A 13,423-nucleotide genomic window follows, 5' to 3' on the forward strand; every position below is an offset into this window, starting at 1 on the left:
AACAGGTCAAATCCTACTACAGATCGGCTGCTGAGATCGAAGACCGCGGCGATACTCTGCGTAGCGATATTCGCACTTCAGCCGCGCCGTAAAGTCGCGATTTGCCCACCTACCCTCCGGCGTCGCGTTGGTGCTATGTGGTGCCGCGTAGCTGACATTCACGGAATCGGGAACCATAGCCGCACATTTATCGGGGCAGGGCGAGCGGTCGGAGTACATCGATTTAACGTCGTCCCAGCTCAAGCCTTCGTCCGCCAGTTGATCCCGAATGTGGTCCTCTGAATGGTAGACGCCTCCCTTCTCGGTGGACTTGCTGATTCCATACCAAAGCCGACCGTCATTCGTCTCAGCGACTGCCAGATTGCGATTCGACGCGACATTTTTCTGAATGCGATAGTCTGCCGCGTTCCTCGGAAGGCCTTCGGAATCGTATTTGACCTGACCCGTCGGTGCGTTGTCTCCAGAACCGCAGCCGCCGATATTGTGGACAAGAATCGGCTCACCGGCGGTTAGGACGTAGTACGTGTGGACGTCGGCGACGGTGAGGTCGCGCATGTCCTTGGCGTCGGTGAAGTTCTTGGCGTCCGTGACCTCGACGGACGCGCCGTCGTCGGTCTTCAGTTCGTCGCCGGGCTTCAGGTCCGCCGCGTTCACCCACGTGTTGGTGGTGCGGTTCCAGAACGGGTGGTGCTGCGTCGTGTGGAGCACCGTCGTCGTCGCGCCGACCGCGAGCGCCGCCGCGGCCGTCACCGCCGCGCCCACCTTCGCCAGCTTCAGCGCCGGCGATGTTGTGGCCGCCGGCTTGGCATTCGTATCCGCTGAGACGACCCGGACCGTCACGTCCGTGAGCTCGGTGTCGTGGTTGAGCCACAGCTTCGTCACCGGCTTCGGCTGGGTCGCACCCGTGTCCGGGTCCGTCGCCGAGACCTGATCGCCGACCTCGACGTCCTCGATCTTCTTCGTCGAGCCGTCCGCCATCAGCACCCGCGTCTGCGGATCGAAGCTGTGCTTCCCGCACGGTGCCTTCTTCCCGGCCTTGCCGCCGGTGAATGCGCCAGTGAGGCCGCTGATCAGGGCGCTCGTGCCGACGGACCCCCAGTCGACTTTGCCGGTGGTGCCGAACTGGCTCACCGCATCCGAGATTGCGCCGTTCACCGCGCCCGACAGGCCGCCCGAGATGGCACCGGCGACGACCTTGCCGAAGGTGTTGACCGCCAGGCCGCCGAGCTTGTTCGCCGCCCAGCAGGCGACCTTCCCGCCGATCACGCCGCCCAGGGCGCCGCCCGCCGCGCCGGCCAGGCCCTGCAGGGCGCCGGTCCCGGCCGAGCCGAGGGCGTCCTTCCAGGAGTGGATGTTGCCCTGCGCCGCGTCCTTCGCGAGGTTGATCAGCGCCGAAGCGCCGACCATGCAGGCCACGGCTCCGACACCACCGGTCGCCGCCGTACAGGCCAGACCGGCGGCAATGCCTCCGACGATCGCCAGGCCCTCGATGATGGCGTTCTTGTGGTCCTTGACGAACTTGACCGCGGCCTTCGAGGCGTCGGCGACCTTCTTGACCACCGGCATCTTCATGGCCTGGGACTTGGCGTAGCTGCCCGCCTGTCTCGCCTTGGCCACGGTCTGCTGGTACGCCTTCGTGACCTTGTGCCCGACTGCCGCGACCATCTTGCGGCCCGCCTGCACCGCGGTCTTCACCTTGTCGACGATCGGCGCGACGAACGGGGCCGCGACCTTCCACGCGGCCTTGCCGAAGTCGACCGCCGACGACACGAACGAGCTGACCGCGTTGTAGACGTACGGCGGCGTCACCGACTTCACGAAGCTCGTGGTCGCGTTCCAGGCCTTCTTCAGGCTGCTCAGGCCCCAGTGGCCGGTCGGGTCCGTGGTCGTCAGCGGGTTGTCGTCGCCGTAGGCGTAGCGGTTGGCCGCGGCCGAGTTCGGGACCGGGCTGTTCGACGCGGTGTCGCGGGTGTCGAACTGGCCCGTGTCGGTGTTGTACCAGCGGGCCATCATGTTGACCCGGCTCGTCGACGTGTCCGTCCACTCCGACTGGTAGCCGAGGCTGCCCTGCATCCCGGTCGAGGCGAGAACCTTGCCCAGCGGGTCGTAGACCGTCGTGCCCGACAGGCTCGTGCCGGTCGCGGTGAACAGGCCGGTGATGTCGTCGTGCAGGTCGGTGTACGCGTACTGCGCCGACGCGCCCTTCACGCCGACGACCGCGCCGCCCGGGTCGCGGGTGTACGTCGCCGTCGTGTCCGCCGCGAGGTCGTTGTCCAGGCCCGAGTACGACAGGCCGGTCTATCGGCCTCCGGGGCGCACGCGCTAGGAGACGCACATAGGAAACTCCAGTGGGTACGACACGGGCCGGGCACCCCCGTTGATGCCCGGCCCTGTCGATGGAGCGACCTGGCGAAGTCGCAGGAATGCTCAGCCCACGTATGCGAGCAGCCGCATGTCCTTCACCGCGTCGCCCTCGGCAATCGCCGCCACCTGGCGCAACTGCGCGTCAAGCACCACAATCCGCCCGTCCCCGCGCACCAGCGCCTGCCCGTTCGCGGCGAAGAGCACGGTGCCGCTCCCAGGCAGCGTCACGGCCTTGCTCGTGGCGGTGTCGACGACCGCGAACGTGTCCCACTTTCGCGACGGGTCGGTCCCGAGCCAGCCGACGGCGACGTACCGGCCATCGGCCGACACCCCGCGTGCGGCCCACCCCGAATAGTGCTCGGCGTCGGCGGCCGGGGGCTGGTACGAGTACACGTGGCTCTGCTGTCCGTTCGTGACCAGTCGCTGGTCGTTGAACTTCGAGGCCTTCCAGGAGCCGTCGGCCGATGCCGCCTGGAGCTGCTCCGGGTCGGCGATCGGCGCCGCGGCCCCCTTGGCGAGGTCGTACGCGATCTGCCGCCCGTCCTTGCTCGCGGCGAGCAGATCGCCGCCCTTCCACACCAGCGCCGCCGCCCCGAGGCAGAGCACGCCGGTGTCGACGGTCTTCTTGCCGGACCCGTCGGTCGCCTCGACGAACAGCGACCCGGCCCCCTTCAGCTCGTCCGCGTCTCCGATCCAGGCCACGCGCTTGCCGTCGGGCGAGACGGTGACGCTGTTGGATTCGCAGGGGCCGCCCCCGCCGGAGATCTTGGCCTTGACGACGTCCTGGTTGCCCCGCACGGCGTGCACGGTCGCGTCATGCTGGTCGAACGCGAGGTACCACCGGGTTGCCGTAGCCGTCCCGACAGCCGCCCCGTCAGCATTGCTCGGCGCTTCGGTCGCGGGGGGCGAACTGTCCCCGCCCTGTGCGGTGGCCTGGTCGGCGCTCGTATTGATGTCCGCGGAGCAGCCGGCCACGCCGACGAACGCTGCCAGCGCGAAGGTGGCGGCGACGATACGGGAGACGTTGGTACGCACGGGTTCCGTCCTCTGGGTCGGTAACGCATCGAAGAGACGTCACCCAAGACGCAACCTTGGTGCCGGACAGTTGCCGTTCTTCCGAAGATTTTTCGCTCGAGTCCTCAGGGGCGCGCGACACTGGCGCGACCGGACCGCTCGGACACCGCCTCTCTGAGAACTGTCGCTGACGTCGACACGCCGCAACCATCGCGGAACGCACCTCGGGCCCGGTGTCGTTCCGCTTGTTTCACCGTACCCGATGGCTCCAAACTATTGATCTTGTCGTTTCTTTGAGCAACATTTGTCTCACGCAGCGCGACGGCGGGCCGGGTCGTCCACGCGGGCCTGGCCCTGGATCAGGCGCAGGCGCGACGGAGTCGCGGCCGGGGGCGGCACCTCGTCCAGCGCCGCCGGGCGACGCCACTGCCACGGCGGGCCCTGGCGACCCGCCGGCGGGCGGCCGGGGTCGAGCGCCGGGCGGGACAGGGCGAGCACGATGCCGTACCCGGCCAGCACGAAACCGTGCGAGATCAGCCTCGTCGTCTCCACGGTGCCGTTCATCAGGTCGCTCGCGCTCAGCAGGGCCAGCAGCGCCACGAACGCGGTCAGCATGGGCAGGGCCCCGGCCGGCGTGGCGCGGCGGGTCGCGATCCAGGCGAAGCCGGCGCCGATGGCCACGTTCCAGGCCGCGGACTCGTGGAAGACGTGGCCGGAGCCGTGGATGTGATTCGCGCTCGCGGCCGTCGCGGCCTGGGCGATGCCGAGCATGAACTGCGCGAGACCGAACACGCCGAGAAGAACCCTCAGCGTCAGTACCAGTTGGCGCTTGCCGAACACCCGTCGCTTCCCGGGCTTGAAGCCCGCGAGCAGGGATTCTACGGGCGGCGGGGTGCCGGGCACGGGCTGCAGCCGCACCAGGCGCGTCACGGCCTGGGCCTCGCGCTCCCACTGGCGGCACGCCGCGCACCCCGCCAGGTGTGCGTCGACCAGCGCCGGCTCGATCGGTTCGTCCTCGCCGTCGAGCCGGGCCGACAGCGCCTCTCGGTACCGCTCACACTCCACGGTTGGATTGTCGCCGCACACGGCGGGTTAGTTCCAGCCGAGGCCAGGTACCTGCGCGTGAGGCCCGCATGCGGTCGACCCCACGTGCGGGCTCCGGCACTCGCTGCTCCGGTGCGCATGCACGCCCCGGCCAAGGGCAGCGCCCCGCCGGCGGCCCCGCATCTGCGCGCACGGCAGAGTTTCCGCGCACAGGTCCGATCTCGACGCGCGGTCAGGCGGGATCAGTCTCGGCACACGCGCGAAGGGCCCAGAATCACGCAGCTCCGAGTGCGCGAATCCACAAGTGCGTGAGGGTGTCCACAAGTACTTCGCGGTTGTCGAAGGGCGGTATGCGGGAGGCGGCGAGGTAGTAGAGCCGCTCGCCGAGCCAGGTCAGTGACGCCGCGAGTGCAGGCAGGTCGACGCCTTCGAGGCCGGGCTCCTCCGCGATGCGGGCGAGGGTCGCGGCAGTGAAGGTGTCCATTTGCGCAAGCCAGAGTTCGCGAAGCTGTGCGTCCGAGGCCCAGCTCTCCACGATCGCGCGCAATACACCGGCGTTGGCGAGCCATAGGTCGGCTCCGGCCGCGATCCCGTGCCGCAGCGCCTCCCGCGGGCCTAGCGACTCGCGCGGACTGAGCGCTTCCGGCGGCCCGGCCGCCGCCTGCTGAGTGAGCGCCCCCGGCAGCGCGGCCCCCGCCCGCGGGCCTGACCGCTCCTGCGCTGCCGACGAGCCGGGCATGCCGGGATGCGAGCTGGCCACCCCCTGCCGCGCCGCATTCCGATCGCCGGCCGCCCCCGAAGGCCGCCGGGCTCTGGCACCAGCCGCTCTTACGGGCGAGCCGATCGAGGCGCCAACCGCTCCCAAAGCTGCGGCGTCAACCGGCCCCGGAGGCGATCCGGTCGACGAGGCGGCCGACGACAGCCACGGCTCGGCGGCCTCATGCCCCGCGCCCACCGCGCGCCGGACGAGTTCGGCCAGCGCCGCCTGCTTCGACGGGAAGTAGAAGTAGAAGCTCGCCCGCGATACCCCGGCGGCCGTGATGACTTCCGCCACGCTGAGGGAGTCGAAAGTGCGCGTGTCGAGCAGTTCGCGCAGTGCGTTCAGGACACGTTCGCGCAGTTCGGTGTCCGAACGTTCGTCGCGGCGGGCGTTCACGGCACGCACCGTACCGTATGTAATGTCTGGACAGTATGACCAGACAGTTTGTATGGTCACTCACATGACACAGATCGCCGTCAATCTTGTTGTGGAGGTTCCCGCCGCAGCCGCCGCGTGGTACGCCGCAGCCGCCGCGTGGTATGCCGAGGTCCTCGGTGCCGGCGAGACCGGCAGGGTCAACCTGCCCGATGGCCGTCCGCTCACGACCGAGCTTCGCGTCGGTGACACGGTGCTGGCCGTCGCCGGCGAGATGACCGGCCGACGCCTGCGCACGCCCGCGGCGCTGGGCGGTTCGCCGGCCGCTTTCCACGTGCCGGTCGACGACATCGACGCCGTCTGGGCGCGCGCGATCGCCGCCGGCGCCGAGCCGTTCGAGGAGCCGCACGACGCCATCTGGCGCGATCGCACCGCGCAGTTCCTCGACCCATCCGGACACCGTTGGGCGATCGATCGGCACCTCCGCGATGTCGAACCGGACGAGATCGCGCAGCACGTGGCGGCGATGTTTGCGTGAGGTACCGCACATTCGGACGAACGGGTCTGCGCGTTTCCGAGCTCGTCCTGGGCGCCATGACCTTCGGCGAGCAGGGCGGCGTCGGCGCACCGCCCGATGAATGCCGCCGAATCCTCGACGCGTACTCGGACGCGGGCGGCAACATGGTCGACACGGCGATCAACTACCGCGGCGGCGCCAGCGAGGAGATCGTCGGCGAGCTGCTGGAGGGGCGCCGCGACCGTTTCGTGCTCTCCACGAAGTACACGGTCACGCGCGACGCCACCGACCCCAACGGCGGTGGCAACCATCGCCGCAACCTGCGCCTGTCGCTCGAGACGAGTCTGCGGCGCCTGCGCACCGATCACATCGACGTGTACTGGGTGCACATCTGGGATCGGCACACGCCGATCGAGGAGACGATGCGCGCACTGGACGACGCAGTGACGGCGGGCAAGGTCCTGTACGTCGGCATCTCCGACGCCCCCGCCTGGCTCGTGTCCCGCGCGAACACGCTGGCCGAGTGGCGCGGATGGACGCCTTTCGCCGGGCTCCAGATTCCGTACAGCCTGGTCAACCGCGACGCCGAACGTGAACTGCTGCCGATGGCGGACGCATTCGGCCTGTCGGTGACGGCGTGGAGCCCGCTCGGCGGCGGCGTGTTGAGCGGCAAGTACGACAGGTACGAGCACGCGGACGCGCAACACGCGCGGCTCAACCGCGCGGACATCAGCGAACACGACCTGAACATCGCGCGCACAGTCCGCACAGTGGCCGACGAACTCGGTGCCACATCCGCGCAGGTCGCGCTCGCCTGGACCCGGCAGCGGCCCGGCGTGTTGCCCATGCTCGGCGCGCGCACCGAGGCGCAGATTCTGGACAATCTCCGGTGTACCGACATCGAGCTCACGCCGGAGCTACGTGAACGGCTCGAAGCCGCGACCGGGTTCAAGCCCGGATTCCCGACCGAGTTCATCGCGCAGACCGAGCAATGGGTACTGGGCCGAGCGGCGCTCTGAGCATTCGCTCAACAGGTGCTGTCCAACCGATCTCATCGCGCAGACCGGAGCGACAGGGGCTGGTTCGAGCGACGTGCTGAGCGATCGCTCACCAGGTGTTGTCCATTGAGCCAATGTGCTGAGCCGAGCGGCGCTCTGCACATTCGCTCAACAGGAGCTGTCCAACCGATCTCAACGCACAGACCGGAGCTACAGGGGCTGGGCTGAACGACGTACTGAGCGATCGCTCACCAGGCGTTGTCCGTCAACCGGCGGTGCTTCGCGGAAAGGTTCGCACAACACCTCCGGCAGCCCACTCAGGCGGCTTTCTGGTCCGCGGCCACGACCACGATCTCGATCAGCCACTCGGGCCGGACGAGCGCGGGCACGGTCAGCAGCGTGCTCGCCACCAGCCGCCCCGACATGAACGTGTCGCGCTCGGCCATGGCCTCGGCGAGCCCGTCCTCCATGGCCGACGCGACCACGTACGTCGTGATGCTCACGATGTCGTCGGCGGACATGTCCGCCGCCGCGAGCAGCGCGGCGATGTTGTGCCAGATGACCTTCGCCTGCGCGGCCACCCCGTCGGGCACGTTGCCGTCGGAGTCGATGCCCACCTGGCCGGCGGTGTGCAGCCAGCGCGCCGGGTTCGTGACGAGCGTGGCGTGCGCGTATCGCGCCGCGGGCCGGGGCATCGAGTCGGGCATGATCGGCTGGTGCATGCCCCGAGCCTAAGCGCCTTCCGTTGCCGGTCGCAGCGGACACGCGTCCATCACCCAACATTGCGCGCTTCTTGCGACACGAGGCGTGATGGCGTGATGATGCAGCGGTCTCCTAGACGCTTTCCGCGCGTCGGCGCAGCAGATACGTATCCATGATCCAGCCCTTGCGCGCTCGCGCGTCGGCGCGCACGGACTCGATGTCGTCGAGGACGTCGGCGAGCCGGCCGCTGCGGAGGATCTCGTCGGGCGTGCCCAGGTACGCGCCCCAGTAGATGTCGATGGGCTCGTCGCGGTATCGGCGGCAGGCAAGGTTCGCGTCGAGCATCACGACGACGTCGTCGCACCCGGACGGCCACTCAGCCGCGAGCCGTCGTCCTGTCGTAATGTGCACGGATCCGGCCACCCGATTGAGCGTTACGCGATGCCGGGCCGTCAGAATCTGCACGCTGCTGATGCCCGGAATGACGTCGTACTCGACGCCGCCGATGCCCTCCAGAATGCGGATGGTGCCGTCGTACAGCGCCGGGTCCCCCCACGCCAGGATGCCCCCGACGCCGTCCGGGCCGAGCTCGCGCTCGATCGCCTCGGAGAGCAGCCGCGCGCGTTCGTCCCGCCAGTCCTTGACCGCGCCCGCGTAGTCGGCCGCGGCCCGATCGCGCGGCGGATCGGCGATCACCACGGTGCGCGAATCTGTCCGTTCGACGTACCGCGCCACGAGCGCCTTGCGCGCGTCGGTCAGCTCCGCCGCCGCCTCGCCCTTGTCGAGCACGAAGAACACGTCGACGGCGTTCATGGCGTTGATCGCCTGGACGGTGACGTGCTCCGGGTCACCGGCACCCACCCCGATGATCAACACCTTGCGCATGCCGCCCATCGTAGGTGCGCGCGGTGGACACCCCAGGCGCGGGTGCCGACCGCCTCGCGCCGACGCCACCGCGCGCACGCGAACGAGACCCGCCGACGGCAATGCGCACGACGCGCGCAAACGACCGCCCGAACGCGCAGACAGGACGAGTAACTGCCAACCGCTCGACGACGCGACAGCATTCGGCGACGCGCGCAGGAAAACGGACAGCATGAGCCAGACAGCACGCGACGAATGACAAAGGCGGATGACACCGAGCGGATGCGCCAAATTACTGGAGCCAAGACCGCCTAAAGGCCGTCCCAAACTGCAGCCGAGTCCGGGGTGGTCCGACCCCGTGCTCCAAGCCGCGGCGGAAACACCGCGGCCGAGGGCGTAGTGCACAAAACCCGTGCTCCAAGCCGTGGCGGAAAGAGCACGGCCGAGGGCGTAGTGCACAAAACCCGTGCTCCAAGCCGTGGCGGAAAGAGCACGGCCGAGGGCGTAGTGGACAAGGCCATGCCCCAAGCCGCGGTGGACGAACGACCCGGCCGGGGTGGCGGCTCAGGCCGGATACGCCCGCGTCTCGGCCGCCTTCACCGCTGCCCAAACCTCGCGGCCCGCCGTCAGCTCCAAATGCGCCGCCGCCGCAGGCGTCACGTCCGCGGACGCGGCCAGCGCCCCCTCCAGCCGAATCCGCAAATTGTCCCCGTGCCGCTGAATCCCCGCGATCGTCGCCGGCCACGTATTGCGCGGGCTCCCATCCGGCCGCGTCGCATGCAGCGCGACGGCCGAAGGCGGAAACGCCACGAATGCGTCGCCGTTCAGCGAATCGGCCGCCGTCAGCACGATGCCCCCGACGTCGATCGAGCGTCCGTCGGCGCGCCCGCGATACAGGTTCAGGCCGACCAGGCGGGCCACATATTCGGTGCGGGGCCGCGCCGTGATTTCCGCCGCGTCTCCCTCCTGCACCACGGACCCGTTCTCGACAATCACGAGCCGGTCCGCGAGCACGAGCGCGTCGAGCGGATCGTGCGTGACGATGAGCGTCGCGCCCGGGTGGTCGGCGAGGTGCCGCTGCAGTTCGGCCCGCGTGTCGGCCCGCGTGCCCGCGTCGAGCGCGGCGAGCGGTTCATCCAAGAGCAAAAGCCGCGGTCGTACGGCCAATGCTCTCGCCAAGGCCACCCGCTGCGCCTGTCCGCCCGACAATTGCCGCGGCTTTCGCCGAACGAAATCGGCCAATCCGACACGGCCGAGCCAGGCTGTTGCCTCGGCCCGGGCCGTCTTGCGATCCCGGCCATGCCGCCGCGGCCCGAAGGCCACGTTGTCGAGCGCGGTCAGATGGGGAAACAGCAGGTACTCCTGGAACACCACGCCGATGGCCCGCCGCTCCGGCGCAATCCACACTCGCCGCGCCGGCCGGTCGAGGTCCTTCCCGTCGAGCACGATGTGCCCGTCGGTGAGCGACGTGAGGCCGGCGAGGGCCCGCAGCGCCGTCGTCTTCCCGGCCCCGTTGGGCCCGAGCAGCGCGACGACCTCGCCGGCCGCGATGCGCACATGCGCATCAAGCCGAAACGACCCGCGCTCGACCACGACCCGCGCATCGAGATAGGCCCCCGCGCTCATGCGGTGATCCATCTGTCGCGCAGCGAGGCCAGGATCGCGACCGAAACGGCCAGCAGGATCAGGCTCAGCACGATCGCGGCCTGCAGGTCGGTCTCCAGCGCGAGGTACACCTCGAGGGGCATCGTCCGAGTCGTGCCCGGGAAGCTCCCCGCAAACGTGATGGTCGCCCCGAACTCCCCCAGCGCCCGCGCCCAGCACAGCACGCCCCCGGCCGCGATCCCCGGCGCCACCAGCGGCAGCGTCACGTGTGTGAAGGTCGTCCACCGCCCGGCCCCGAGCGTCGCCGCCGCCTCCTCGTAGCGGCTGTCCGCCCCGCGCAGCGCCCCCTCCACGGCGATGATGAGGAACGGCATCGCCACGAACGCCTCGGCGAGCACGACCGCGCTGGTCGTGAACGGCAGCGTGATCCCGAACGTACTGTCCAGCCACTCCCCCACCAGCCCCCGCCGCCCGAACACGAGCAGCAGCGCGACACCCCCGACGACGGGCGGCAGCACGAGCGGCACCGTGACGAGCGCGCGCACGAACCGCCGCCCCGGAAAGTCCACTCGCGCAAGCAACCACGCCAGCGGTACCCCGAGCACGAGGCACAGCACCGTCGCGATCGTCGCGCTCTGCAACGACAGCCGCAGCGCCGTGAGCACCCCCGGCTGCGCGATCCGCTCGGGCAACGTCGTCCAGGGCGCCCGGATCAGCAGCCCCGCGAGCGGCAGCACCAGGAACACCAGCCCGAGCCCGGCCGGAACGAGCAGCCCGATCGGCACCCGCCGACCCCCGTCACGCCTGCGCAAGCAACCTCACCTCACCCCGCCGAATCACGGGCCGAAGCCCGCCGCCGAACCCACAGCCCGAAGCCCGCCGCCGAACCCACAGCCCGAAGCCCGAAGCCCGCCGAATCGCAGCCGAACCAACCCGGTCCATGCCCAACAGCCCGGGAGCGCGCCCGGCCCAGCGGACCGGCCGCGCTCCCCGCCGATGGGTACCGGATCACGGAGCCTGGAAGCCCGCGTCCGAGAGGACGGCCTTGCCCTTGTCCGACAGGACGTACGCGACGAATGCCTTCGCCCCCGCAGGGTTCGGCGCGTTCTTGAGCACCACGATCGGGTAGCTGTTGATGGCCCCGGCCGACTCGGGGAACTCGACGTCGTCCACGTCGCGGGCGGCGGCGCGGGCGTCCGTGCGGTACACGAGGGCCGCGTCGACCTCGCCGAGCGTCACCTTCGACAGCGCCGCCTTCACGTCCTGCTCCAGCGTCACCGGGGTGATCTTCACGTTGGCCGCCGTCAGCGCCGTCTTCGCGGCCGCGCCGCACGGCACCTGCTCTGCGCACAGGGCCACCTTCGTGCCGGGCTTGGCCAGGTCGGCGAGGCTCTTGATGCCCTTGGGGTTGCCGCTCAGCACCGCGATCACGAGCTGGTTCTTCACGAACGTGGTCGGCTCGCCGGCTGCGTTACCGGCGTCGGTGACCGTCTTCATGTTCGCGGGCGCGGCGGAGGCGAACACGTCGGCCGGGGCGCCCTGGTTGATCTGGGTCGCCAGCGCCGAGCTGCCCGCGTAGTTGAAGGTCACCTTGCTGCCCGGGTTGGCCACCTCGAACGCCTGGCCGATCTTGGTGAAGGACTCGGTCAGCGACGCGGCGGCGAAGACGTTGATGGTGCCGGTGACGCCCGTCGCGGCGCCCGACGACGGTGTGGCCGGTGCCGAGCCGGTGTCGGTCTTGTCGTCACCGCAGCCGGCCAGCCCGGTCAGACCGACCGTGATGGCCACGATCCCGGCCAGAACGGCACGCCTCATGAGTGGCTCCTCCCTTTGTCAACACGCTCCACCACGACGGTGGTCGACTTGATCACGGCGACGGCCAGCGACCCGACCTTGAGGTCGAGCTCGTCGGCCGCCTCGCGGCTCATGAGCGACACCACCCGGAACGGCCCGGCCTGGATGTCGACCTGGGCCATCACGGTGTCCTTGACCACGGCGGTGACGATGCCGCGCAGCCGGTTGCGCGCGGAGGAGCCCTCGGCGCCCGCGTCCGCCTCGGCGGCCTGCGAACGCGCGAACGCGGCCAGGTCGGCGCCGTCGATAACGCGGTGGCCGTTGTCGTCGCGCCCGGCGGGGAGCCGCCCGGCATCGACCCAGCGCCGCAGCGTGTCGGCGCTGATGCCGAGCAGCTCGGCGGCCTCGCCGATCCGGAAGGTGGTCATGGCGGAGAGCCTATATCCCGCAGTTGCGGGGCCGAATCGGTCCGAAGGCTGGTATCTGCCCAAAGGAAGTCGCCCGCCGCCTAGCCCGGTCGTGCCTGCCCAGACTCGCGCGAAGCGCGGCAGCGGGCCGGCGGTGTGCTGTCGTCCACCGCCGGCCTGGTGACGCACGACCGACGCGGCCGAGAAGAAACGGGAACTGGCCCCGGTCGTGCGTGACGCGCGCGGCCGGGCTCGTGCGGCTCGGGGGATGGAACAGCATCTGACGGCGAGGCCCCACGCACGGAGTCCTCGCGGGATGGACGCCGACCGAGCACGACGACGCCGAGCGCACGCCGCGATACACAAAAATGCTGATAAGTCCGAAATATCCGGCTAGCGAAGCGCCGGATATTTCGCGAAAAGCACAGGGGACAACCACAGCAAGCAAGCGAGCGAGCGACTACACCGGAACAAGCAGCCCCTGCTCGGACAGGAAATCGCGAACCTTCCGCTCCTCAGGCTCCGGCAGCAACGTGAACGGCACCACCAGCATCCCGGCCCCGCCCACGATGACGATCCAGAACTCCCCGTTGTCCTCGACCCGCTCGACCGCCGACCACGAGTACCCCGCCCGCAGGCTCGGTGTGAAGACCCGCACGCCCTCGTCGGTGATCTCGTAGGTCGCCGTCTCCGCGAAGACGCCCGTGCGCGCCTTCGCCGCGGCCTGGGTCAGCAGCCACGGGCCCACGAGGATGATCACGCCGGGGGTGAGCAGCACGCCGGCGCCGATGGGCAGACCGAGCACGAGCGCGCCGAGGCCGGCCACCGACAGACCGCCGCCGACCAGGTTCCACGAGCGCAGGCTGCCCCGCATGCGCGCCCGCACCGACCTGCGCGTCCGGCCGCGATCCGGCTGGACCGTCAGCGTGATCAGCATCAGTCCCCGTTCATCGATTGCTGCCGTAGGGTACGCCATCCG

13 protein-coding genes are annotated in these 13,423 nt (G+C 69.8%); 2 read left to right on the forward strand and 11 right to left on the reverse strand.

What is annotated here, in order from left to right:
• Positions 1-6: 6 nt before the first annotated feature.
• The 4 genes from ACQP1P_RS40975 to ACQP1P_RS40990 all read right to left on the reverse strand — a co-directional run bounded on the left by ACQP1P_RS40975 (position 7) and on the right by ACQP1P_RS40990 (position 5,578).
• Positions 7-2,208: a polymorphic toxin-type HINT domain-containing protein gene (locus ACQP1P_RS40975; RefSeq protein ID WP_433079721.1), complete on the reverse strand. Its 2,202-nt coding sequence runs from the start codon at positions 2,206-2,208 to the stop codon at positions 7-9.
• A 219-nt stretch (positions 2,209-2,427) separates the two neighbouring features.
• A complete protein-coding gene (locus ACQP1P_RS40980) occupies positions 2,428-3,399 on the reverse strand; it encodes a hypothetical protein (protein WP_433079723.1) in 972 nt (323 codons plus the stop codon).
• A 288-nt stretch (positions 3,400-3,687) separates the two neighbouring features.
• Complete coding sequence (locus tag ACQP1P_RS40985; protein ID WP_433079725.1) at positions 3,688-4,443, reverse strand: zf-HC2 domain-containing protein; 756 nt, start codon at positions 4,441-4,443, stop codon at positions 3,688-3,690.
• Between the two features lie 253 nt (positions 4,444-4,696).
• Positions 4,697-5,578 (reverse strand): TetR family transcriptional regulator, encoded by an 882-nt coding sequence (locus ACQP1P_RS40990; RefSeq protein ID WP_433079727.1) that lies wholly within the window; start codon positions 5,576-5,578, stop codon positions 4,697-4,699.
• 64 nt (positions 5,579-5,642) lie between these two features.
• On the opposite strand from ACQP1P_RS40990, the gene ACQP1P_RS40995 reads away from it, so the two are divergent.
• Both ACQP1P_RS40995 and ACQP1P_RS41000 read left to right on the forward strand, forming a co-directional pair.
• Complete coding sequence (locus ACQP1P_RS40995; protein ID WP_433079729.1) at positions 5,643-6,095, forward strand: VOC family protein; 453 nt, start codon at positions 5,643-5,645, stop codon at positions 6,093-6,095.
• A 56-nt stretch (positions 6,096-6,151) separates the two neighbouring features.
• Positions 6,152-7,093 carry an aldo/keto reductase gene (locus ACQP1P_RS41000; RefSeq protein ID WP_433079731.1) on the forward strand — a complete coding sequence of 314 codons (942 nt, stop codon included), beginning with the start codon at positions 6,152-6,154 and terminating at the stop codon, positions 7,091-7,093.
• A 296-nt stretch (positions 7,094-7,389) separates the two neighbouring features.
• Here ACQP1P_RS41000 and ACQP1P_RS41005 read toward each other — a convergent pair whose 3' ends face one another.
• From ACQP1P_RS41005 to ACQP1P_RS41035, 7 genes are all read right to left on the reverse strand, one after another.
• Complete coding sequence (locus tag ACQP1P_RS41005; protein ID WP_433079733.1) at positions 7,390-7,794, reverse strand: RidA family protein; 405 nt, start codon at positions 7,792-7,794, stop codon at positions 7,390-7,392.
• 112 nt (positions 7,795-7,906) lie between these two features.
• The gene (gene cobF / locus ACQP1P_RS41010; protein ID WP_433079735.1) at positions 7,907-8,659 is read right to left on the reverse strand and encodes a precorrin-6A synthase (deacetylating); all 753 of its coding nucleotides are present in this window, start codon (positions 8,657-8,659) and stop codon (positions 7,907-7,909) included.
• A 543-nt stretch (positions 8,660-9,202) separates the two neighbouring features.
• Entirely contained in the window at positions 9,203-10,276 is a 1,074-nt protein-coding gene (locus ACQP1P_RS41015; protein WP_433079737.1) for an ABC transporter ATP-binding protein, read from the reverse strand.
• Positions 10,261-11,055 (reverse strand): ABC transporter permease, encoded by a 795-nt coding sequence (locus ACQP1P_RS41020; RefSeq protein ID WP_433079739.1) that lies wholly within the window; start codon positions 11,053-11,055, stop codon positions 10,261-10,263. The genes ACQP1P_RS41015 and ACQP1P_RS41020 overlap by 16 nt, the downstream gene beginning before the upstream one ends.
• A gap of 196 nt (positions 11,056-11,251) precedes the next feature.
• A complete protein-coding gene (modA, locus tag ACQP1P_RS41025; protein ID WP_433079741.1) occupies positions 11,252-12,058 on the reverse strand; it encodes a molybdate ABC transporter substrate-binding protein in 807 nt (268 codons plus the stop codon).
• Complete coding sequence (locus ACQP1P_RS41030; protein WP_433079743.1) at positions 12,055-12,465, reverse strand: TOBE domain-containing protein; 411 nt, start codon at positions 12,463-12,465, stop codon at positions 12,055-12,057. Before ACQP1P_RS41030 ends, modA begins: the two co-directional genes overlap by 4 nt.
• Before the next feature lie 439 nt (positions 12,466-12,904).
• Positions 12,905-13,381 carry a YcxB family protein gene (locus ACQP1P_RS41035; RefSeq protein ID WP_433079745.1) on the reverse strand — a complete coding sequence of 159 codons (477 nt, stop codon included), beginning with the start codon at positions 13,379-13,381 and terminating at the stop codon, positions 12,905-12,907.
• Positions 13,382-13,423: the final 42 nt, after the last annotated feature.

Origin of the sequence: Dactylosporangium sp. CA-052675, from assembly GCF_050947935.1 — a bacterium.
In the GTDB taxonomy this organism is placed as follows: Bacteria; Actinomycetota; Actinomycetes; order Mycobacteriales; family Micromonosporaceae; genus Dactylosporangium.

Coding starts and splice junctions, on each gene's coding strand:
- ACQP1P_RS40995 (WP_433079729.1), top strand. CDS start 5,643: ATGACACAGATCGCCGTCAATCTTGTTGTGGAGGTTCCCGCCGCAGCC.
- ACQP1P_RS41000 (WP_433079731.1), top strand. CDS start 6,152: ATGACCTTCGGCGAGCAGGGCGGCGTCGGCGCACCGCCCGATGAATGC.
- ACQP1P_RS41005 (WP_433079733.1), bottom strand. CDS start 7,794: ATGCACCAGCCGATCATGCCCGACTCGATGCCCCGGCCCGCGGCGCGA.
- cobF (WP_433079735.1), bottom strand. CDS start 8,659: ATGCGCAAGGTGTTGATCATCGGGGTGGGTGCCGGTGACCCGGAGCAC.
- ACQP1P_RS41015 (WP_433079737.1), bottom strand. CDS start 10,276: ATGGATCACCGCATGAGCGCGGGGGCCTATCTCGATGCGCGGGTCGTG.
- modA (WP_433079741.1), bottom strand. CDS start 12,058: ATGAGGCGTGCCGTTCTGGCCGGGATCGTGGCCATCACGGTCGGTCTG.
- ACQP1P_RS41030 (WP_433079743.1), bottom strand. CDS start 12,465: ATGACCACCTTCCGGATCGGCGAGGCCGCCGAGCTGCTCGGCATCAGC.
- ACQP1P_RS41035 (WP_433079745.1), bottom strand. CDS start 13,381: ATGCTGATCACGCTGACGGTCCAGCCGGATCGCGGCCGGACGCGCAGG.